The sequence below is a fragment of the Pseudomonas sp. JV449 genome (genome assembly GCF_032424295.1).
In the GTDB taxonomy this organism is placed as follows: domain Bacteria; phylum Pseudomonadota; class Gammaproteobacteria; order Pseudomonadales; family Pseudomonadaceae; genus Aquipseudomonas; species Aquipseudomonas marginalis.
Window position 1 is genome coordinate 14,641 of record NZ_VYKD01000023.1, and the last position, 22,273, is coordinate 36,913.

Genomic DNA, 22,273 nt, shown 5'->3' on the forward strand with positions numbered 1-22,273 from the left:
TCGCCTGCCGGGTTCCGCTTTTCACGCCTGCCCCGTCAAGGAAGAAAGCACCTCAATAACAGGAATTTCTTCCATGCCCCGCCACCTCAAGCGTTCTCCCATACCCCTCGCCCTGGCGATCAACCTGGCCAGCCTGGCTGCGCTGAGCTTAGGCGTGTGCAGCCCGGTGGCGGCGCAGGAGGCGGCGCGTTATGCCATTGCCGCCGGCCCCCTGGGACCTGCGCTGAATCTGTTCGCCCAGCAGGCCCATGTGGCGCTGTTGTTCGACAGCACAACCGTCGCCGGCCTCAACACCACCGGCCTGCAAGGCGACTTCCCGGTGGCCCAGGGTTTTGCCCAGTTGCTGCGCGGCAGTGGCTTGCGGGCGGTGCAAGGCGCCAATGGCTACGTGCTGGTGCCGATCGACACCACAGGCTCCTTGGAACTGGGGCCCACGTCGATCACCGGACGGATCGAAGAGAGCAGCACCGATCACGTCCAGGGCTATGTCGCCACGCGCAACCTCAGCGCCACCAAGACCGACACGCCGATCATCGAAACCCCACAATCGCTGTCGGTGGTCACCAGCGACGAGATCCGCGACCGCCAATCGGAAACCCTGTCGCAGACCCTCGACCTGACCCCGGGCTTCACCAGCCAACCCACCAGCTTCAACCGCACCTCGGACCGCTTCCGCATTCGCGGCTTCGATGTGGAATCGGCCACCGGCGGCTCCCTGCGCGACGGCCTGCGCTTGCAGAACAACTCCTACGACGGCGTGCAGGAACCCTATGGCCTGGAACGTGCGGAAGTGATTCGCGGCGCGGCGTCGGTGCTGTATGGCCAGCTGTCGCCGGGCGGCCTGATCAATACCGTGAGCAAGCGCCCCAGCCAGACGCCCTACCACGAGATCAACCTGCAAGCCGGGCAGAACGACCGCAAGCAACTGTCCGCGGACTTCACCGGCCCGTTGGGCGACAGCGACACCTTGAGCTACCGCCTGACCCTGCTCGATCGCAAGAGCGACACCGCCGCCGACCATATCAACAACGATAAGATCTACGTGGCCCCGGCCCTGACCTGGCGGCCCGACGACGACACTTCGCTGACCCTGCTGTCGTTCTACCAGAAGACCGAAACCGGCTTCTCCGCGCCCCTGCCCTATCAGTTGACCAAAAGCGTCGGCGAAGGCCGGTTCCAGATCGGCCGCCACGACTTTATCGGCGAGCCGGACTACGACGAAATGAACGGCGAGATGTCGGCGCTGGGCTATGAGTTCGAACATCGCTTCGATGAACACACGCGCATCAGCAACAAGCTGCGTTACTACCAGTCGGATGTGACCTGGCGTTACCTGCAAGTCAACATCGCCGGCACCAACATCGGCACCGCACAAACCACCGGCCTGCTGCGACGCCAATACAGCGACCGCCAGGAACGCTCGCGAGGCCTGGCCAGCGACACCAATATCGAGAGCAAATGGCAGTTCGGCGACTGGCAGCACACCTTCCTGCTGGGTTTCGATGGCTACGACACCAGTTACGATTCGCACAACTTCCGTGGCAACGCACCGTCGCTGAACCTGGCGACCTACAACTACGGCCAGCCGGTGGTGGTCAATAAAAACCCCGCGACCGACCGTGGCTCGCAGATCGATACTCTGCAAAAAGGCATCTACTTCCAGGACCAGATCAAGTTCGACGAACGTTGGATACTGCTGCTCGGTGGCCGTCATGATTGGGCGGACCAGCACACCGAACTGTTCCGCAATGGCGCCGACAGCGGCAAAAGCGATGAAGCCACCACCTGGCGCGCGGGCCTGGTGTACAAGGCCGACAACGGCCTGGCGCCCTACATCAGCTACAGCGAATCGTTCTTCCCGGTGGCCGGAGCCAACAAGGCAGAGCAAAGCTTTGTGCCCACCGAGGGCAAGCAATATGAGATCGGTATCCGCTATCAACCCGAAGGCAGCGCCACGCTGCTGAGTGCGGCGGTGTACCAGTTGGAACAGCGCAACGTGTTGAGCCAGGACCGCACCGACCTCAATTTCTCGGTACAGGTCGGCGAAGTGCGCTCCCGTGGTTTCGAGTTGGAAGCCAAGACCGAAGTCACCCCCAACCTCAGCCTGATCTCGTCCTACGCCTACATCGACGCACGCATCACCAAAAGCGATATCGCCAGCGAAATCGGCCAGCGCAGCGAAGACACCCCCTACCACCAGGCCGCCCTCTGGGCCGATTACCGCCTGGCGGCGCTCGGCATCCCGCAACTGCGCATCGGCGGCGGCGCCCGCTACAAAGGCACTACCCAGGCCTCCGGCGTGCCGTCATCGATGCCCGCTTATACCCTGTACGACGCCCGCGCCAGCTACGAGATCGACCCGCATTGGGAAGTCGCGCTGAACGCCAATAACGTCACCAACAAGCGCTACACCTACTGCGAATTCGCGATTTGCCGCTATGGCGATGAGCGACAGTTGGTCAGTTCGTTGACGTATCGCTGGTAAGGCGCACCGGCAGCGGCTCGGCAATGTTCAGCCTGGGTCCGCAGCCAGGCTGAGCGCGTGGATCTTGTCGACAATCTGCCGTGAAGCCTTACGGATCGCCGTCGTCGTGCTGCCGGCGATATGCGGTGTCAGTTGGGCGTTGCCGATGCCTGCCAGTGGCGAATCAAAGCGGTCTTTTTCGTGGACAAAGGTGTCGATGGCAACCGCTTTTATATGCCTGGGAAACGCGGTCATGAAGCTTGCCAACTGGGCTTCGTCGACGATGCCGCCGCGAGCGGTATTGATCAGTATCGAGCCTTGGCGCATCTGCCTGAACTGGGCAAGGCCGAACAGGCCTTGGGTCAGCGGTGTCAGCGGTACGTGGATAGACACCACGTCGGCCTCCCCCAGCAATTGCTCGAGGGTTTGCCGTCGCTCAAGCCCAAGGCTGTGCGCGACCTGCTGCGTAAAACGCTCTGAACCGCTGGCGATGACCTTGATACCGAGCGATCCCGCTTTGCGTGCGACGGCTTGGGCAATGCTGCCGGTACCGACCAACCCGAGCGTGAGTTCACCGAATTCGCGGCCTGGCGCCAGGGTGCCCTTGGCCCAGCGACCGTTATGCGTTTGGGCGTTGTAGTGGTCCAGGTCCCTGGATAAAAACAACGCCTGGGCGATGACGTATTCGGCCACCGCCGCCGCGTTGGAGCCCGGTGTGTTGAGTACGCTCACGCCCCACCGTTCAGCCTCTTGCCGGTCGATATGGTTAACGCCTGTACCCGCCTGGGCGATGGCGCGCAGCGGCGTTGGCAGGGCCGGTGATGCAGCGGCGCGGATCAGCTCGCGCTCAAGGGGAATATTCAGGCGCGTCTTGAACACGCTATACCCCCCGGCCTGGGTCACGGCGTCGATGAAAGCGTGCCTGTCGTGGCCATTGATCTCGGTGTACCGGATGCGCTCGCCATAATGCTCGCGGATACTGTGTTTATCGGTGAAATAGTAGAGATTCAGGGTAACGACCAGGCCCAACTCAAGGAATCGGTCGACTTCCTCGAACAGCAACGGCGGGCCGGGTGCATCCAGTATCAGGGTGGTGAATGCCATACCTGTGAGCCTCTTTAAAGGGTGTTCAACCGCACCAATACACTAGCATCGCGCCACACTTGCTCTAAAACAACAATCGCGAAAAATCGCAGCACACCTGCGCCATCCGCGCCACGTCCTGGTTCAAGCCGAACTGTCGATCCACGCGATGCAACGCTACATACTGGATATTCGGCAACTCCGGCTGCGTGACCAGCGCGCGTAATGCACCGTGCTCGATCAGGTGCGACAAACACGCCTTGGGCAAATAACTCACGCCGATCCCCGACAGCGCCAACCCCACCTGCACCAGCAGGTTATGGCTGGTGAGGGTGCGCGGCATCTGCACATTGTGCGCGGCCAGCCAACGCTCGTAGATCAGGCCGGTGCCCGACTGCGAACCCTGGGTCAGCACGGTGTAATCGGCCAGCACTTCCAGGCTGACGGGGTCGGGGTGCGGGATCAGGCCAGGCGCGCAGATCCAGGCGTTTTCCACGCTTTGCAGCGCGGTGCTGTGGAAGCGCGGGTCGCTGTAGACGTCCGGCACAATCACCAAGTCGAGCTGGTCGCTTTCCAACTTGCGAAACAGTTCGCTGCTCAGTTCCACTGACGGTTCGATCTGCACCTTGGGGTAGGCCTGGCGCAACGCTTCCACCAGCGCCGGCAGCCAGGTCAAGGCGGTGAGTTCGGTGACGCCGAGGCGAAAACGGCGCACCAGCACCTCGCGGGCGCTGACCCGTTCGAGCAGTTGGTCGCGGCTGTCGAGCAGGTCGCGGGCATAGTCGAGCAGCTCACCGCCCTTCTCCGTCAGCCGGGCGTTGCGCTTGCTGCGGTCGAAAATCTCGACGTCGAAGGTGTCTTCCAGCTCCTGGATGCGCTTGGAGATGGCCGACTGAGACATGTTCAGCTTGTTCGCCGCCGCTTCGAAGCTGCCGAGTTCGGCGATCCAATACAGCGCATCGATTTGCTTGAAGGTGATCATGGCGACCAACTCATGAAAAAAAGCGATGCTATCACATCATAAAATATCGCTAAAACTCTCCCATCATCACTCCTAAGATCCGGCCATAGCCCATCGCTATCCAACAATTCTGGAGATTTGCCATGTCCTTGCCCGGTTCACGCATCCTTCCCAACGCGCCCATGGCGCCGGCCGAACTGGTCGAGGCGTTTGCCCATGTCGTCACCCCGCATATCAGCGACAACCTCGGCCGTCATATCGGCGCCCGTGGCCTGAACCGCTACAACCGCAGCGGCAAGCTGGTGGGTACGGCGATCACGGTCAAGACCCGCCCCGGCGACAACCTGCTGATCTACAAGGCCATGAGCCTGCTGCAACCCGGCCATGTGCTGGTGGTGGACGGCCAGGGCGACACCAACAACGCGGTGATCGGCGAGTTGATCAAGCTGTATGCCCAACAGCGCGGTTGCGTGGGGTTTGTGATCGACGGCGCGATTCGCGATGTCGCCAGCTTTGAGCACACCCCCTGCTACGCCCGCGCCGTGGTGCATACCGGCCCGTACAAGACCGGCCCCGGCGAAGTGAACGTGCCGGTGTCCATCGGCGGCATGGTGATCAACCCCGGCGACCTGCTGGTGGGTGATGAAGACGGCCTGGTCGCGTTCTCCCAGGCCGACGCCGCCGAAGTGCTGCGCCGTGCCGCACAACATGCCGAACATGAAGAAGCGGTCAAGGCAGAGATCGCCAGCGGTGCGGTGCGCCAGAGCTGGATCGACAAGGCCCTCAACAACGCCGGCCTGGCGTGAAGGAGTCCGAGATGAGCACTGCATTTTTGTCGGACCGCGTCCTGGGCATCGCACCCTCCCCCAGCATCGCCGCCAACGCCCTGGTCACCGAGTTGCGTGCCCAGGGCCGCGACATCGTCAACTTCACCGTGGGCGAGCCGGACTTCGACACCCCGGCGCACATTCTCGAGGCCGCCAGCCAGGCGATGCGCAGCGGTGACACCCATTACACCGCCACCACCGGCACCCTCGCGCTGCGCCAGGCCATCTGCCTGAAACTGCAGCGCGACAATGATCTGGTGTATGGCCTGGACGAAGTCGTCGCCGGTTGCGGCGGCAAGCACATCATTTATCACGCGTTGGCCGCCACCTTGAATCGCGGCGATGAAGTCATCGTGCACACGCCGTATTGGGTCTCGTACCCGGACATCGCACGGCTCAACGATGCCACGCCGGTGATCATCCCGGGCGATGAAAGCCTGGGTTTCAAGCTGTCGCCCGACGCCCTCGAAGAGGCGATCACCCCACGCACCAAATGGGTGATCCTCAACAGCCCGAACAACCCCAGCGGCGCGGTGTACAGCGAAGCCGAGCTGCTGGCCCTGGCGCAGGTGCTGCGCCGCCACCCCCATGTGCTGGTCATGGCCGATGAGATCTACGAACACTTCGTCTACGGCGACGCCCAACATGTGCCGCTGACACGCCTGGCGCCCGACCTCAAGCCACGCACGCTGATCGTCAACGGCGCGTCCAAGGGCTATGCGATGACCGGTTGGCGCCTGGGCTTTGGCGCCGGGCCGGCGTGGCTGATCGCGGCCATCGCCAAGCTGCTGTCGCAGACCACTACCTGCCCCAGCTCAGTGAGCCAGGCCGCCGCCGTGGCTGCATTCGCCGGTGACCAGGCGCCTATTGCGGCGATGCGCGAAGAATACCGGCAGCGTCGTGCCCTGATGCTGGAGCGACTGGCGGGTATTCCAGGCCTGGGCATCATCCCGCCCGATGGCGCGTTTTATGTGTTCGCCAACGTCAGCGGCCTGATGGGCAAGCTCACCCCCCAGGGTGATCGCCTCGACAGCGACACCCAACTGGTGGACTACCTGCTGCGCGACTACGGCCTGGCCACGGTCAGCGGCGCGGCCTACGGCATGTCGCCGTATGTGCGCCTGTCGTTCGCAAGCGCCCTGGACGTGATCGAAGAAGGGTGCCGTCGCCTCAAAGACGCATGCCATGACCTGCGCTGACGGCCACCCGTAACACCCGGCGACCAGCGGACGGTCGCCTTTTGACTGCCTAGAACAACAACTTAAAAATCATTGATCTCAAATGAGGCATTCCCATGCACACGCCCCGTATCGCGCTGGTCTGGCAAATCATGATCGGCTTGCTCGCCGGTATCGCCATTGGTGCCCTGCTGCACCGCTTTCCCGAGTCCCGACCGTGGCTGGTGGACAATCTCCTGCAACCGGCGGGCGATATCTTTATCAAGCTGATGAAGATGATCGTGGTGCCTATCGTGTTTGCCTGCATGGTGGTGGGCATTGCCGGCCACGGTGACGGCAAATCCCTGGGCCGTATCGGGGTCAAATCCCTGGGCTATTTTTTCTGCATCACCACCCTGGCGATCATCATCGGCCTGGTCATGGGCAACCTGCTCAAGCCCGGCGCCGGCACTGAACTGTCCAGCCTGCACGCGGCGAATATCACCCTGCCCACCAGCAACGGCGCCGGTCATAGCCTGGGGCAGATCATCGTCGGCATCATCCCCGACAACGTGGTCAACGCCATGGCCCAGGGCAGCCTGTTGTCGGTGCTGTTTTTTGCGGTGATGTTCGGCCTGGGCGTGGCGCGCCTGCCCGCCGAGCGCAAGGACCCGGTCATCGCGCTGTTGCGCGGGGTCAGCGACGCGATGTTCAAGGTCACCTCGATGATCATGGCCTACTCGCCCATCGGCGTGTTCGGCATGATCGCCGTGACCGTGGCCAACTTCGGCTTCAGCTCATTGCTGCCGTTGGCCAAGCTGATCATGGTCAGCTATGTGGCCATCGCGTTCTTTGTGCTGGTGGTGCTCAACCTGGTGGCGCGCGTGTGCGGGATCAACCTGTTCGCGCTGATGCGCCATATCAAGGATGAGCTGGTGCTGGCCTTCTCCACCGCCAGCTCGGCGGCGGTGATGCCGCAACTGATGAAAAAACTCGAAACCTACGGCGTACCCCCTTCGCTGGTGAGCTTTGTGGTGCCGGTGGGTTACTCGTTCAACCTCGACGGCGCTTCCCTGTTCCTCGGCATCGGCACCCTGTTCGTCGCGCAGTTGTACGGCATCGACCTGAGCCTGGGCGATCAGGCCTTGCTGGTGGTGACCATGGTGCTCACCTCCAAGGGGGCCGCCGGAGTACCGGGATTCATGTTCGTGATCCTCTCGGCCACCCTGGCCAGCGCGGGTTTGCCGTTGGAAGGCATCGCGTTTATCGCTGGGGTGTATCGCTTGATGGAGATGCCGACCACGGCGCTGAATGTGCTGGGCAATGCGCTGGCGCCGTTGGTGATTGCCAAGTGGGAGGGGCGTGAGGGGCGGGCGGGGCATGAGTCTAGAGGGAGAAATGTTCCCACGCTGTAATGTGAACGCTACGAATAAAGGCGCTCCGAAGAGCGCCTTTATTCATTCCAGCCTTACTGCTCGCTGATGGATTTCACCTCGGCCTTGGCAGCACCGCCAATCGCAATGCGCTTAGGCTTGGCTTCCTCCGGTACCACCCTGAGCAGGTCGATGCTCAGCAACCCGTTGGCGAGTTGTGCGCCCTGCACTTCAATGTGGTCGACCAGGCGGAACGACAAACGGAACGCGCGCTGGGCGATGCCCTGGTGCAGGTAGGTGATGCCCTCATCGTGTTCGCGCTTGCCGCCGGCGACGGTCAACACGCCTTTTTCCACCTGGATCTCCAGGTCATCCTCCACCAGGCCTGCCGCCGCGATGACGATCCGGTAGTGATCTTCACCGTGCTTCTCGACGTTGTGAGGTGGGTAGGTGGTACCGGCCTCGCTGCGAAGCGCCGATTCAAAAAGGTCATTGAAGCGGTCAAAGCCGACGGAATGACGGAACAGTGGGGCCAACGAAAGAGTAGTAGCCATTGCAAAATCTCCTGAGTTTTCTCCAAGTGATTTGACACGCGACCCGTATTCGGCATCGCGTAAAACCTAAGTAGGTTCAGGGGAAAAAATTTCAAGCAGCGCCAGCAAAAAAATTTATCCGCTGCTGTGATTGCGTGCAGACAGGCTGACGCAATGAGCATCCCCCTAGGTCGAACAATCACTCAACGCCACATAGCGAAACGACAATTGTTGACTAGACTCATGGGCGCACTGCACTGGCAATGGGAATCGCTGCATGAGTGAAACAAACGCGCGGGCAGGGATGTTTTCCAGCCCGTGGCGACACAGGGAGTTGTTGTTTTCCATGGTCCAGCGGGAAGTGATTGGGCGTTATCGAGGCTCCATCATGGGGCTGTTGTGGTCGTTCCTTAACCCGCTATTCATGTTGCTGGTCTACACCTTCGTGTTCAGCGTGATGTTCAAGCTGCGCTGGCCCGCGGGCGACGGTTCGCGCACCGAGTTTGCGCTGCTGGTATTTGCCGGCCTGCTGGTGTTCAACGTGTTCGCCGAATGCGTGGGGCGTGCGCCGGGCCTGATCATCGCCAATGCCAACTACGTCAAGAAAGTCGTGTTCCCCCTCGAGATCCTGCCGTGGGTGGTGCTGGGCGCCGTGTTGTTCCACACCCTGGCCAGCCTGGTGATCTGGCTGGTCTTCCACCTGGTGTTTTTCGGCTGGCCGCCCCTGACCAGTGTGTTGCTGCCCCTGGTGTTATTGCCACTGGCGCTCTTCACACTGGGAGTCACCTGGCTATTGGCAGCGCTGGGGGTTTACCTGCGTGATGTCGGCCAGGTGGTGGGCGTGCTGACCACGGCATTGATGTTTGTCTCGGCGATTTTTTACCCGACCAGCGCATTTCCGCCGGCCTACCAGGGCATCCTTCACCTCAACCCGCTCACCCTGGTGGTCGAACAGGCCCGTGACGTGCTGTTCTGGGGCGTGATACCGGACCCTTTCACCTGGGCCTGCGGCCTGCTGGTGGCCGGGGGTATCGCCTGGCTGGGGTTCACCTGGTTCCAGAAAACCCGCAAAGGATTTGCCGATGTGCTCTGACATCGCCGTACAAACGGCCCACCTGAGTAAGAGCTACCACATCTACGACACGCCCAGGGATCGCCTGTGGCAGCTGTTGTCTCGCGGGCAAAAGCAGTTCTATCGAGAATTCTGGGCACTGCGGGACGTGTCGCTGCAACTGTGCAAAGGTGAAACGGTAGGGATCATCGGTCGCAACGGCAGCGGCAAATCGACGCTGCTGCAACTGATCTGCGGCACGCTCAGTGCCACCTCCGGCAGCATTGAGAGCCATGGCCGCGTGGCGGCGTTGCTGGAGCTGGGCTCGGGCTTCAATCACGATTTCACCGGGCGTGAAAACGTCTATATGAACGGTGCGGTATTGGGGCTCAGTCACGCGGAAATCGACGCCCGTTTTGCCCAGATCACCGACTTTGCCAATATTGGCGACTTCATCGACCAACCCACCAAGACCTACTCAAGCGGCATGCTGGTGCGACTGGCCTTCGCCGTCGCGGTGTGCGTGGACCCCGACATCCTGATCGTCGATGAAGCCCTGGCAGTGGGCGACGCGTCCTTCCAGTTCAAGTGCCTCAATCGGCTGGAAGCACTCACCCAGCAAGGCACGACGCTGCTGTTCGTGTCCCATGACATGGCCATGGTCAAGCGCTTTTGCAATCGAGTGATTTACCTGCGCGAAGGCCAGGTGCGTGCCAGTGGCTCTCCCGAAGAAATGGCCGAACTCTACCTGCTGGAGATGCGTGACGAACAGCGTCGCTGGGCCAGCGGCGGCGCGGTGGCGGTCGCCCCCAAGGCGTTTCTTGCCCAACAGGCAGGCATCGCCTTTGGCACCGATGAGGGGCATATCGTTGCGGCCTGCTTTACCAACACGGACAGCCTGTATTCGAGTTTTGTGTATGGCGAGACCATCCAGCTGCGCATCGAAACCCGGGTACGCGAAAGCATCGAGCTGCCGACCCTCAGCGTGACGATCCAGGAGGCCCGGCTGCTGGTGATCGGCGGCGCCAACCTGCCGCTGCACCTGGAGGCAGCGCACGAGGGCTGGCGCAAGGCGACGCTCAACGTCCGCTTCCCCGCCAACCTTGCGGCGGGCAAGTACCACATCACGCTGAAACTGATGAATGGCCACCTCGAAGAAACCGCGCAGCTTATCGAGAAGCAGGTCGCGCTGCTGGCGTTCGACACCTTGCCGGGCCCCCGGGAATTCCTTGGTTTCGTCGATCTGGGAATAGAGGCCGGTCCTGCCCCTCACACGAATGAACCGGGGGTGCTGCAATGAGCCGAGAGTGGCAGGTCGGGATCTTCGGCACATTCGATGTCGCCAATTATGGCGACTTGCTGTTTCCCATCCTCGCCGAGGCGGAATTGACCCGGCGCCTGGGCACGATAACGCTGCACCGGTTTTCCTATCACGGGAAAACGCCGTCCGAATGGCCGTACGAGGTCACCTCACTGAGCCGTTTGCCGGACATCGCCGGTCAGTTGGATGGAGTATTGATCGGCGGTGGTTTCATTGTGCGTTTCGACAAGCTGGTGGCAAGCGGTTATTACCCCCCGGATGCCGCCATTCACCACCCCACCGGCTACTGGCTGACGCCCGCGCTGATCGCGCTGCAACATGGCATCCCGTTGATCTGGAATGCGCCGGGCATGCATTGCAACGACATCCCGCCGTGGGCCGCACCACTGGTGCAACTGACCCTCGAACACAGCCCGCACATCAGGGTACGCGATGCGCTGTCCCAATCGGCCCTGGCCCAACTGTCACCGACGGCCCAGGTCGAGGTGCTTCCCGACACGGCCTTTGGCCTGCCACGCCTGCTCGACCCTCAATCGCCTTCTGCCCCGTTCCTGGAGCTGTGCAGCAGCGCCGGCCTGACCCAACCCTATCTGGTGGTGCATGCGATGTGGGGGTTGAACAGCTTCCTGCAGCTGTGGCAAACCCATGCCGGGCAGTTCGAGGACGTGCAACTGCTGCTGCTGCCCATAGGGCCAGTACTGGGTGATCACGAATCCGTACTGGGCGACGGCCTTGCGCGCGCGCGTTGCCTGCCCTTCTGGCCAGAGCCCCTGCTGCTGGCAGAACTGCTCGCCCATGCCGAAGGAGTAATCGGACACAGCTACCACCTGGCGATCAGTGCATTGGCCTTTGGTGTGCCGATCTTCTGCTCGGCGGACCTGGGCACCGGCAAATACACTGCGCTGCCGAGCCATGGACGAATATTCCAATTACGCCGGGACCAGCCGATTGATCCGCAGTGGTTTCGCGCACAGCTGGGCAAGCAACCGGTGTCCCAGGTGACCGCCGACGCGATGGTACAGATCGACGCACATTGGGACCGCGTGGCCGAGTTGATCCGCGAAGGTCGCAGGCCCACGCAGCCCGCGCTCAACCGCTACTGGCAAGCCTTGCCGGGTGTTCTCGAAGACCTGCACTCACTCCTCGAAAGCCAGGCCGCCGAGCGGCAACACGAACGCGAGCAACATCAACAGGCACTGGAAAAGCTGTACCGCTCCAACTCGTTCAAGCTGACGGCGCCATTGCGCCATCTGCGCCGAACCCTGAACAAATGGCTGGGAGCCCTTCGACATGATTGACCTGAGCAAACTGACGGCCCACCGCCTGCAGACCGTGCCTTTTTCCTGGGCGCAAATCGGTGCGCTCTACACCCCCGACGATGCCAAGGCGCTGGCCGAAACCTACCCGCACGACCACTTCAAGACGGTCTCCGGCTACGGCGGGGCCAAGGACTACGAATACGAGGCGCGGCAATTGATCGCCATGGGCAGCCACGAAGTGGTCAATCCACAAGCCTTGAGCCCGCAATGGCTGGCACTGGCCCACAGCCTCTGTTCGCCGCAGTACCGCCAGGCCCTCTCCGCGCTGACCGGGGTGGACGTGACCGAGGTCCCCATGGAGGCCAACCTGTTCCACTACGGCCCCGGGGCCAACCTCGGGCCGCACCCGGACCTAGACGACAAACTGGTCACGCACATTTTGTACTTCAATCAGACCTGGGACCCCGCCGATGGCGGCTGCCTGCAGATCCTCGGCTCTGCCAGGCCCACCGATATCGTCGCGCAAGTGACGCCCGAGGTCGGCAACTCGGCGATTCTGGTGCGCGCCGACAACTCCTGGCATGCGGTTTCACGGGTGGTCGAGGGTTGTCGTTCTTCCAGGCGCAGCGTGACGGTGACGTTTTACCGCCCCGGCTCTACCAGCTCGATGTGGCCGGACAACGACCCGACACCTCTGCACGCTTACGGCGAACAGCACAACACAAGGTTTTCATGAAGGACGGCATCATGGATAAGGACACTCTGGCCACCCTTGAGCGCGAAAGCGTTCGCATGGAACGCGATGCGGCCATCAGGGAGCGAGACGCGGCGCTGGCCTACATCGCCATGTTGAAAAATACCCGCTCGTGGCGGATCACCAAGCCCTTGCGGGCGCTGCTGCATTGGTTGAGGTATCGGGCGCCGCACACAGAAGCCGACACGCCCGACTTCCTGCACGGGCAATATCTGCCGTTGCACACTGCATCGAAAAAAACACTGTCGCCATCGGCTGATTCAGCATCACCAGAGGCGCGCTTCGACATCCTCTGCTTCGCCAACATCGACTGGGCCGCACGCTTCCAGCGGCCCCAGCAGTTGATGAGCCAGTTCGCCCGTCACGGCCACCGCGTGTTCTACATCATGCCCTCCCGCAGCGCCGAGCCTGGCCAGGCCTACAGCACCTTGGAAGTGGCACCCGGGGTATTCGAGGTGACATTGCAGCGCGACGAGTTCGTAGACTGCTACACCCAGCGCATGTCGGAAAAACACCTGCAAACCTACGCCAACGCAATCGATGCGCTGGCCAAGGATTGGCGCATAAAAACCGCAGTCAGCGTGGTGCACCTGGCGTTCTGGTCTGCGCTCGCGCATCGGTTGCGCGGCACCCACGGCTGGAAAATCCAGTACGACTGCATGGATGACTGGGTGGGCTTTCCGGGGATCGGCGCGACGTTGCTGGAGGAAGAGCACACCCTGGTCCGAGACGCCGACCTAGTGACGGTCACCGCCGCCCTGCTGCAGGAAAAATGGGCCGCGATGAGCCGCAACTGCCTGTTGCTGCGCAATGGCGTGGATGTCGAGTTCTTCGAGCGCAATTGTGTGCCCAACCCCTTGATGGCGGAGATCGAGCGGCCGCTGATCGGCTTCTACGGTGCCCTGGCCGAATGGGTCGATTTGCCCTTGATCGCGGGCATCGCCCGGCTGCGGCCGGACTGGAACTTTGTGTTGATCGGCGACATTTTCGTCAAGGACCTGGCCGGGCTGGACCGCCTGCCCAATGTGCATTTACTCGGCAGGAAGCCCTATGCACAGATGCCGTTGTACCTCTACCACTTCAATGTCTGCCTGATCCCGTTTCGCCTGTATAACGTGACCCATGCGGTCGACCCGGTGAAGTTCTACGAATTCATCAGCGCGGGCAAACCGGTGGTGTCGGTGCCACTGGAAGAAATGCAGATCTACGCGGATTTCGTGTATTTCGCCAGCGAACCGCAGGCCTTCATCGAGCAGATCGAGCGCGCCCTGAACGAAACCGATACCCAGGCCGCCAGCCGGCGCGTGGCACTCGCCAGCGCCAATGACTGGCGCCACCGCTTCGACGCCAACCTCAGTGCGCTGAAGTCCTTGCACCCGAAAGTGTCGATCGTGATCGTCACCTATAACAATGTCGAACTGACCCAGGGCTGCATCCAAAGCCTGTTGCGCAACACCACGTACCCCGATTACGAACTGATCATTGTCGACAATGCGTCCTCGGACGACACGCGCAACTACCTGCGTTACCTGGGCCGCACCCACGCGAACGTCACCCTGGTGCTCAATGACAGCAACCTGGGCTTCGCCGCCGCGAATAACCAGGGGCTGCGCCTGGCGGCCGGGGAATACCTGGTGCTGCTCAACAACGATACCGTGGTGCCCAAGGGCTGGGTCGACCCGTTGCTGCGCCACCTGCAAGACCCGCAGATTGGCCTGGTCGGCCCGATGACCAACTCGGTAGGCAACGAAGCGAAAGTGCTCGTCGACTACGTCGGCCTCGAACACATGGAGGCCTTCGCCGATCAACACGTCGCGCGGCATCGCGGTCGCACCTTCGATATCAGCATGCTCGCCATGTTCTGCGTGGCCATGCGCCGCGAGGTGCTGGAACGCATCGGTTGGCTGGATGAGGCGTTCGGCATCGGCATGTTCGAAGACGATGACTACAGCCGGCGCATCCAGGCGGCCGGCCTCAGGACCGTGTGTGCCGAGGATGCCTTTATCCACCACTACGGGCAGGCGTCCTTCAAGAAGCTGATTGCCAGCGGCGAGTATCAAGCGCTGTGGGACAAGAACCAGGCGTACTTTGAAAGCAAATGGGGCACATGGACGCGCCCTGAACCGCAGCGCAAATCGGGTAACCCTTGACCAACCAAAGGAAGACACCGTGTTCAAGCGAATCATGCACAAGCTCAACGGCAAGCGCGAAGGGATCGGCGCCGACAAGCAAGTCACAGCGGATCACTGGTCAGAAAACATGGCCGGCTCCGACGCCTTTTCTGCGGATGTCTATTGGCTGGCGGTACCGACCGTACAACGCCGCCATCAGCACAAGGCAACGGCGGGCAGCGGCCATCCGGGCTGGGTGCAGTACTGCCTGAAGGAGTTTCTCGGCAACCCGGCGCCAGGCACACGGATGCTGAGCATCGGCTGCGGCACCGGCACCCTGGAGCGCGAACTCTACAGGCTCAAGGCGTTCGAGCACTGTGACGGCGTGGATATAGCGCCTGCCGCCCTCGAGGTGGCCAGAGCCGAGGCGCTGGCGATGGGCGCGTCGACGATCCAGTACTCCCTGTGTGATATCGAACGCACTGACCTGCCAGGCAATCACTACGACGCAGTCTGGTTCAATGGCTCACTGCACCATATCCGCGAGCTGGAAGTGGTCTGCCAGCGGGTTCGCCATAGCCTGAAACCCGGCGGCTGGCTGTTTTTCAATGAATATGTCGGGGCCAATCACTTTGCCTTTGATGCCCAGCAAAGGGCGGCCATCAGCCATGCGTTCGGCTTGATTCCCGAGCATTTGCGCCGCTCATTCGTGAAGGGTTCATACGGCCAGGTTCAACAGGTCGTGCCACTGCCCGACCCCGCCGAGGTGGTGAAAGTCGACCCGTCGGAAGCCGTGCGTTCGGCAGATATTCTGCAGGTGGTGCAGGAGCACTTTGATGTGCGTGCGCTGAACCTCTGCGGCGGTTCGCTGCTGCAGTTTCTGCTGCACGGTATCGCCGGCAACTTCACCGCGGACAACCCGCAGTCCCTCAGGGTGCTGCAGATGTTGTTCGACATCGAAGACGGGCTGATCGAGTCGGGCACGCTGAAAAGCGACTTTGTGGTGGTCGCCGCATCGCCGAAAACGTCAGGATGAGGTCGCCCCGCCCATGCTGATCGAGCGACGCCCATCTGGCCGGCAGCGCTGGCGCGCGGTGTATCACCGGCTGCCGTTGCCGGCCAGCGCGAAAAAACTCCTGGCAGTCATCTACCGACGTGCACTGCTGCCCGCTGCGCGCGCATTGCGCGGCGTACTGCAACCGATGAAAACCTTCGCCGACCCAGCGCCGTCGTCTCAGCCTGCGCCTCAGCCACAACAGGCCGGACTGGCGGATTACATTATCTGGGGCGCTATCGACTGGGACTTGCGCCACCAGCGCCCGCAGCAACTGGCCCAGGTGCTGAGCGCCACCGGGCGGCGGGTCATCTACGTATCGGCCTCGTTGATACACGCCCCCCAGGCCGGCTTTGAACTCGAGTCGCTGGACCAGACCCAGCGGTTGTTCCAGGTCAAGCTGTTTGCCCGTGGTGCACCGTTTATCTACGCCGCAGCGCCTGACGCCGCACTGGTTCGGCAGCTGTGCCGCAGTATTGGCGAGGTACTCCTCTGGGCCGGTTCCGCCCGGGTCATTTCACTGGTGCAGCACCCTTTCTGGTGTGACATTGCCGGTGAATTACCCAACAGCCGATTGATCTACGATTGCATGGACCATCATCAAGGCTTCGGCGACAACGGCCCAAGCATCCTGCAGCTGGAGCAACGGCTGGTGCGCAACGCGGACGTTCGGCTGTTCACCTCCGATTGGTTGGCCGAGCAATGGCCGGCCCAGGCCAATGAAACTCGCGCCATCCTGCGCAATGCCGCCGACTTCACCCAGTTCTGCACCCCACCTGTCTCGATCTACCGGGATCGCTTGCAACGTAAGGTGATTGGCTACTACGGCGCCATTGCACACTGGTTCGACCAGGCACTCGTCGCCCGCATCGCCGAGGCGTTTCCACAGCATGTGGTGCTGCTGATCGGCGCCGATACGGTGGGCGCGCGGGCGCAATTGAGTGGCTATGCGAACGTAGAATTCACCGGCGAAGTGCCCTATGCCACCCTGCCCTATTACCTGCATGGCTTCGATGTGGGCATCGTGCCGTTTCACATCACGGCACTGACGCTCGCTACCAACCCGGTCAAGGTCTACGAGTACCTGAGTGCCGGGAAACCGGTGGTCTCGGTCGACCTGCCAGAAATGCAACAATTCGGCTCCCTGGTGCAGGTTGGCCGCGACGGCCCGGCGTTCATTGCCGCAATCACGCGGGCATTGCTGCCAGCGACGACCGAACAGATTGCCCAGCGTCAGGCGTTCGCTGCCCGACAAACCTGGACACACCGCGCCGATGCGCTCATCACCCTGGCCGAACGCCGCGACCACGCGGCATGCATCAGCGTGATCGTCGTGACCTACAACAACCTGGCGCTGACGCGGGCGTGCCTGGACAGCCTCGAGCACGACAGCGAGGGGCCTGAACTGGAAATCATCGTGGTGGACAACGCATCCAGTGACGGCACCGCTGAATTTCTCTCGCAATGGGCGGCCGACAGCGGCCAGACGATCGTACTCAACACCGACAACCGCGGTTTCGCCGCCGCGAACAACCAGGGCCTGGCGATCGCCAACGGTGAGTACCTGGTGCTGCTCAATAACGACACGCAGGTTACCAGCGGCTGGGCGAGTACCTTGCGCCGGCATTTACAACGCAATCCCGAGCTTGGCCTGATTGGCCCGGTGACCAACAACATCGGCAACCAGGCCAGGATCGACATCGACTACACCAACCTCGCAGACATGCCACAAGCGGCTCGGCGCTTTACCTGCCGCCACCTTGGCGAGGTGGTCCGGCTGCCGACCCTGGCGTTCTTCTGCGTGATGATGCCGCGCAGTACCTACACGCGAATCGGCCCGCTCGACGAAGTCTATGGCCGTGGATTCTTCGAGGATGACGACTACTGCCGACGTGTCGAACACGCCGGCCTGGTGAATGCCTGCGCCCGCGATGCGTTTATCCATCACCAGCTTTCGGCATCGTTCGCGCTCATGAACCGGGATGAACGCCAAGCCCTGTTCGAGCGCAACAAGGCGATCTATGAAGCCAAGTGGGGCCCGTGGGTGCCCCATGAATATGAGTAACTAACGCAGGTCGTCCTGTGACAATAAAAATCCCCTGGGCGCGAAGCCAAGATCCCGGGCAGCCTCGGTATGCTCGAACACCAGGTCCTGGTTCATGCGCTGCGCCATCGCCGCCGACCAATGGCGGTAGCGTGGCAGTACTCGCAACAGCCACAACGTCATCCGGAACACCCAGAGCGGCACCGTGAGAAAACGCGGGCGGCGCTTCTGCGCGGTGAACACGCGGGAGACCATCTCCCGATAGGGCAATGTTTCTGCGCCGCTGAGGTTGTAGGCATGGCGGCACACCTGGGGTGCCTGCAACGCACGCACACAGGCGCTCGCCACATCCTCGGCATGCACGGGTTGACGCAGCCCCATCGCGCCCCCCAACAGCGGGAAAAAGCCGAAGCGCCGAATAAAGCGTGCGATCTCGGTGATGTTTTTGTCGCGGCCCTGGCCGTAGATCAAGGTCGGACGCAGGATGCCCCAGTGCACCCCGTGGTCCTGCGCCCACTGCTCAACACGCGCCTCGGCATCGCCCAACAGGTTGGCGAGGCGCCGCTCTGCGGAGTCGACGGAGTGGCTTTTGCTAAAGCGACTGGTGGAAGACAAGGCCACGACTTTGCGCGCTCCGCAGGCCTGCAGCAGCGCAAAATGCTGCGGCAGCGTCCAAATCGGTGCCACGCAGATCCAGTAGGGAATCGGCGCGGCATACGCGCTTACACCCGTCTCAGAAAGCCGTTGCCAACTGACCGTGTCACTGTCGCTGCCGTGCCGGGGCTGGCGGGAAAAAGCGACGACCTTGAACTGTTCGCGCACAAGCAACGCAAGCAGGCAGCGGCCTACCAGGCTACTGGCCCCCAGCACACCGACCGTGACCTCAGGCATGCCCACCCCGGGATCGTCCCAGCAACCAATTGAATCCATGGTAGATGCAGACCAAACCGAAGCGCAGCCACACCCCCAGGACCACCCACCACCACAACCCCTTGGGGTAGTTGACCCTGAAGAACTTTGCGTAGAACCGCACCATCCCTCGGTGTTTGTGCCACTCGACAAAAAACGGTCGATTCCGGCTACAGGCGCCCCGCCAGTGCATGACGCGCGCCTGTGGCACAAACACGACGCGCCACTGTTTCAGCTTGAAGCGCATGCACCAGTCCAGATCCTCGCAATGCAGAAAATAGCCTTCGTCCCAGAGGCCCACAGACTTCAACGCTTCACGCTTGACCAGCATGCAGGCACCGGAAATGGCTTCCACCGCGGCGGGCTCGGTGGGCAGCGGCTCACGATGCAACAGGAAGTCGGCGCACAGCGTGGGAAACACTCCATCCAGGCGCGATAAGCCAAAAGCCCGGACGAATGCTCTCCTGGGGGTCGGAAACACCCGACGCCCGCCCGGCTGTTCGGACCCATCGGGGTTGCATAGAAAGCCCCCCACCATGCCCGTGGCGGCATCCGCGTGCAGCGCTTCCATCATGCCCTGCAATGAGCCCGGCAGCAGGACACAATCCGGGTTCAGGAACAACAATGCGCCGGCACTCGACACCCCCACACCGGTATTACAGGCCGAGGCAAAGCCCATATTCCGCTGATTCCGGATGATGCTCAGGCGCGTATCGGCCAGGCACCCATCCAGGTACGCCAGGCTGCCGTCACTCGAGGCGTTGTCCACCACAATCACCCGCCGCGCGCCTTCCCTGAAGGCCGACGCCACGCATTCGCCGAGCAGCGTGCCGACGTTGTAGTTGACGACGATCACGTCGCAGTCATGGATGAAGCGTGGCGGCATCAAAACGCGCTTCCCATGAGTGTTGCAGTGCAAATGCACGGGCTTGATCCGCATTGCGCTCACACTGCAAGGCGGCCTCGGCCAGCCCGGCAATATCGCTGTGCGAGTGACTGATGAAAACACCCGGCAGCCCTGAACGGCCATGCATCTCGCCGAAGTCAGTCGAGATCACCGGCAATGCCAGGCCGCGGTATTCGTAGTACTTGATCGGATCGACCGACGCGGTGAGCAGGGTCTTTTTGAAAGGAATCAAGCCCACGTCGAACTCGGCCATGGCGGCCAACGCCGCGCCATGATTATCGGCAGGCAACACCACTACGTTGCTAGGCAAGTGCGCGGGCACGGCGCCGAAGATCGGCCCCATCAAACGAATTTCATCGTTGGGCCTGGCTTCGGCCAAAGCCGCCACCCAGGCCCAGTCAAACCAGGTGGCCAGGGTGCCCACGTAGCCAAAAACCTTTCGACTCGATGACGTCGACGCCCGCTTTACGGCAGAGATCGCCGCCAAGTCCAGGCCGTTCAGCACCAGGCACACCTCGTTGCGATAACGCCGCCACTGCGCGTCGAGCACGGAACTCGACGTCCAGATGACGTCCACGCGCTGGGCGATCAGCCGCTCACGGCGCGCCAGGGCCGATCGCGAGAGGCCGGTATAAAACGCCGGGAAATCGTCCATCGCGTCATACAAGGACGCGCAGTGACGAAGCCGCTGCAACAACAGATGTGCCAGGACCGAGGGCTTGCCGACCACGAGCAAGGCTGGGGAGGCGTGGGTGAATTGATCGATCCTGCTCAATGCATGCCGCCAGCAAAAGCGGTTCACCCAGCCCGAGCCCGGTAGAGGTTCTATCGGTAGACCGCCAGGCTTGATCAAGGTGAGCCATGGCGGCGTACCGCTGGGTGGACTCGTTTGCGCGCAGGGCGCAGCCGCCTTGAGATCGCTCCATCTGGGCAGCCGCGTGGGATAAGGATCGACCCAGAGCACCGACGCCCCTGTGCGGCTGTGCACCCAATTGACAAACTTGTGCGGCCGCTGGGCGAAGCTGTGCCAGGGCAACGGCGAGAGAAATACCAGGCGCTTCAAGAAAAGTGCTCGCGCAGGACCTTCACGATACGCCCGGCAGCCTGCCCATCGCCGTAGGGCGAAACACCTCGTACCATGCCACGGTAGGCCGATTCATCGTCAAGCAGGCGCTGCGCCTGCTCGATGATACGTTCATAGTTGGCCCCCACCAGCTTGACGCTGCCCTGCTCCACCGCTTCCGGGCGCTCGGTTTCATCCCGCATGACCAGCACCGGCTTACCCAGCGCCGGCGCCTCTTCCTGGACGCCTCCCGAGTCGGTCAGGATGAAATACGCCGCTTTCATGGCGGCGATGAACGCCGCGTAACCCAGCGGCGCGCACAGCCTGAAGTTCGGTATACCTGCCAGGCACGCCTGGGCGACGTCCTGGATATTCGGGTTCGGGTGCACAGGGTAGAGAAACTGAACCCCAGGGTTGTTCTCGGCAAGGGTGCGCAGCGCTCGGCAGATGTCGAGAAACGGCGCGCCAAAATGCTCCCTGCGATGGGCCGTCACCAGCACCAGGCGCTTGCTCGGATCAAGATCAAGGCCGATCTCCACCTCACTGGCCGCGGTCATGAGCAGGGCATCGATCACCGTGTTGCCCGTGACGAAAATGTCCCCACTGGCTACGCCTTCTTTCAGCAGGTTTTGCCGAGTGCCTTGCGTTGCCGCGAAGTGCCAGTGCGCTAATTTACCGGCAATGACCCGGTTGGCTTCCTCGGGGAACGGATGCTGCAGATCCCACGTGCGCAGGCCGGCCTCAATATGCCCCACCGGTATACGCCGATAAAAACAGGCCAGGGCACAGGCCATCACCGTGGTGGTATCGCCTTGCACCAGAACCGCATCGGGCCGTTCTTCGAGCAGGACAACATCCAGCTTGAGCAATAACTGCCCGGTCAGGGTGGCCAAGGTTTGATTGGGTCGCATGACGTCCAAGTCGATATCGGGCTCGATGCCGAAAAACGCCAGGACCTGATCCAGCATGTCGCGATGCTGTGCCGTGGCGACCACACGCACATCGACCCAGCCCTGCTGCTTCAAGGCCAGAATGACCGGGGTCATTTTGATCGCTTCGGGACGCGTTCCGACCACGCAAAGAATTTTTTTTACCGACACATCAAGCCTATTTCCCTATTCGATAAGTGGCTGAATCGCTCAGGCGTTCAAGCTCATGCTCACGCACATTCCGCTGTGCTGTTTTGATGCTGTAATGGTGAAAATCCGGACTGCGGACAGCGAGAGTGCGGCGTCGAGACAGGTTCGTAGCGGGTCTCGACGCCCATACTGCAGCATAGACACAGACTGCAATACCTGCACGGTGGATGGACTAAAGGACGGCCTGGTCCCGACGAATTCCCGCAAATCTACGCCAGGGAATGAGCGCACCGGTTCATGCCTGATGCGGGTGCTCTGGAAAT

General features: G+C 61.9%; 18 protein-coding genes. 11 read left to right on the forward strand and 7 right to left on the reverse strand.

Going from position 1 to position 22,273, the window contains the following annotated elements:
• The first annotated feature begins 73 nt into the window (after positions 1–73).
• Complete coding sequence (locus F6S08_RS21505) at positions 74–2,485, forward strand: TonB-dependent siderophore receptor (protein ID WP_315872320.1); 2,412 nt, start codon at positions 74–76, stop codon at positions 2,483–2,485.
• Positions 2,486–2,512: 27 nt separating this feature from the next.
• Here F6S08_RS21505 and F6S08_RS21510 read toward each other — a convergent pair whose 3' ends face one another.
• Together F6S08_RS21510 and F6S08_RS21515 are read right to left on the reverse strand one after the other, a co-directional pair.
• A complete protein-coding gene (locus F6S08_RS21510) occupies positions 2,513–3,568 on the reverse strand; it encodes an NAD(P)-dependent oxidoreductase (protein ID WP_315872321.1) in 1,056 nt (351 codons plus the stop codon).
• A 64-nt stretch (positions 3,569–3,632) separates the two neighbouring features.
• Complete coding sequence (locus F6S08_RS21515) at positions 3,633–4,529, reverse strand: LysR family transcriptional regulator (RefSeq protein WP_315872322.1); 897 nt, start codon at positions 4,527–4,529, stop codon at positions 3,633–3,635.
• A gap of 122 nt (positions 4,530–4,651) precedes the next feature.
• Here F6S08_RS21515 and F6S08_RS21520 point away from each other — a divergent pair, with 122 nt between their 5' ends.
• The 3 genes from F6S08_RS21520 to F6S08_RS21530 all read left to right on the forward strand — a co-directional run bounded on the left by F6S08_RS21520 (position 4,652) and on the right by F6S08_RS21530 (position 7,907).
• Positions 4,652–5,314, forward strand: coding sequence for an RraA family protein (locus F6S08_RS21520; RefSeq protein ID WP_315872323.1), 663 nt, complete (start codon positions 4,652–4,654; stop codon positions 5,312–5,314).
• 11 nt (positions 5,315–5,325) lie between these two features.
• On the forward strand, positions 5,326–6,534 hold the full coding sequence (locus tag F6S08_RS21525) for a pyridoxal phosphate-dependent aminotransferase (RefSeq protein WP_315872324.1): 1,209 nt from the start codon (positions 5,326–5,328) through the stop codon (positions 6,532–6,534).
• Positions 6,535–6,629: 95 nt separating this feature from the next.
• Complete coding sequence (locus F6S08_RS21530) at positions 6,630–7,907, forward strand: cation:dicarboxylate symporter family transporter (protein ID WP_315872325.1); 1,278 nt, start codon at positions 6,630–6,632, stop codon at positions 7,905–7,907.
• Positions 7,908–7,960: 53 nt separating this feature from the next.
• Here F6S08_RS21530 and F6S08_RS21535 read toward each other — a convergent pair whose 3' ends face one another.
• Positions 7,961–8,419: an Hsp20 family protein gene (locus F6S08_RS21535; RefSeq protein WP_027603994.1), complete on the reverse strand. Its 459-nt coding sequence runs from the start codon at positions 8,417–8,419 to the stop codon at positions 7,961–7,963.
• A gap of 256 nt (positions 8,420–8,675) precedes the next feature.
• Here F6S08_RS21535 and F6S08_RS21540 point away from each other — a divergent pair, with 256 nt between their 5' ends.
• The 7 genes from F6S08_RS21540 to F6S08_RS21570 are packed head-to-tail and all read left to right on the forward strand — an operon-like array spanning position 8,676 to position 18,013.
• Positions 8,676–9,491 carry an ABC transporter permease gene (locus F6S08_RS21540; protein ID WP_074847364.1) on the forward strand — a complete coding sequence of 272 codons (816 nt, stop codon included), beginning with the start codon at positions 8,676–8,678 and terminating at the stop codon, positions 9,489–9,491.
• A complete protein-coding gene (locus tag F6S08_RS21545; protein ID WP_065923898.1) occupies positions 9,481–10,749 on the forward strand; it encodes an ABC transporter ATP-binding protein in 1,269 nt (422 codons plus the stop codon). Before F6S08_RS21540 ends, F6S08_RS21545 begins: the two co-directional genes overlap by 11 nt.
• Positions 10,746–12,068, forward strand: a complete 1,323-nt coding sequence (locus tag F6S08_RS21550; RefSeq protein WP_137212739.1) for a polysaccharide pyruvyl transferase family protein — start codon at positions 10,746–10,748, stop codon at positions 12,066–12,068. The genes F6S08_RS21545 and F6S08_RS21550 overlap by 4 nt, the downstream gene beginning before the upstream one ends.
• Complete coding sequence (locus tag F6S08_RS21555; protein WP_065923900.1) at positions 12,061–12,765, forward strand: 2OG-Fe(II) oxygenase family protein; 705 nt, start codon at positions 12,061–12,063, stop codon at positions 12,763–12,765. The genes F6S08_RS21550 and F6S08_RS21555 overlap by 8 nt, the downstream gene beginning before the upstream one ends.
• Positions 12,766–12,776: 11 nt before the next feature.
• Positions 12,777–14,933 carry a glycosyltransferase gene (locus F6S08_RS21560; protein ID WP_315872326.1) on the forward strand — a complete coding sequence of 719 codons (2,157 nt, stop codon included), beginning with the start codon at positions 12,777–12,779 and terminating at the stop codon, positions 14,931–14,933.
• A 19-nt stretch (positions 14,934–14,952) separates the two neighbouring features.
• A complete protein-coding gene (locus tag F6S08_RS21565) occupies positions 14,953–15,930 on the forward strand; it encodes a class I SAM-dependent methyltransferase (protein WP_315872327.1) in 978 nt (325 codons plus the stop codon).
• 13 nt (positions 15,931–15,943) lie between these two features.
• Positions 15,944–18,013, forward strand: coding sequence for a glycosyltransferase (locus tag F6S08_RS21570; RefSeq protein ID WP_315872328.1), 2,070 nt, complete (start codon positions 15,944–15,946; stop codon positions 18,011–18,013).
• Here the strand turns inward: F6S08_RS21570 and F6S08_RS21575 are convergent, their stop codons facing one another.
• The 4 genes from F6S08_RS21575 to wecB are packed head-to-tail and all read right to left on the reverse strand — an operon-like array spanning position 18,014 to position 21,971.
• The gene (locus F6S08_RS21575) at positions 18,014–18,883 is read right to left on the reverse strand and encodes an NAD(P)H-binding protein (RefSeq protein ID WP_065947614.1); all 870 of its coding nucleotides are present in this window, start codon (positions 18,881–18,883) and stop codon (positions 18,014–18,016) included. It lies immediately after the preceding gene.
• On the reverse strand, positions 18,876–19,787 hold the full coding sequence (locus F6S08_RS21580; RefSeq protein ID WP_315872329.1) for a glycosyltransferase family 2 protein: 912 nt from the start codon (positions 19,785–19,787) through the stop codon (positions 18,876–18,878). Before F6S08_RS21580 ends, F6S08_RS21575 begins: the two co-directional genes overlap by 8 nt.
• Complete coding sequence (locus F6S08_RS21585; RefSeq protein ID WP_065923904.1) at positions 19,765–20,871, reverse strand: glycosyl transferase; 1,107 nt, start codon at positions 20,869–20,871, stop codon at positions 19,765–19,767. The genes F6S08_RS21580 and F6S08_RS21585 overlap by 23 nt, the downstream gene beginning before the upstream one ends.
• The gene (gene wecB / locus F6S08_RS21590; protein ID WP_074847370.1) at positions 20,868–21,971 is read right to left on the reverse strand and encodes a non-hydrolyzing UDP-N-acetylglucosamine 2-epimerase; all 1,104 of its coding nucleotides are present in this window, start codon (positions 21,969–21,971) and stop codon (positions 20,868–20,870) included. Before wecB ends, F6S08_RS21585 begins: the two co-directional genes overlap by 4 nt.
• Positions 21,972–22,273: the final 302 nt, after the last annotated feature.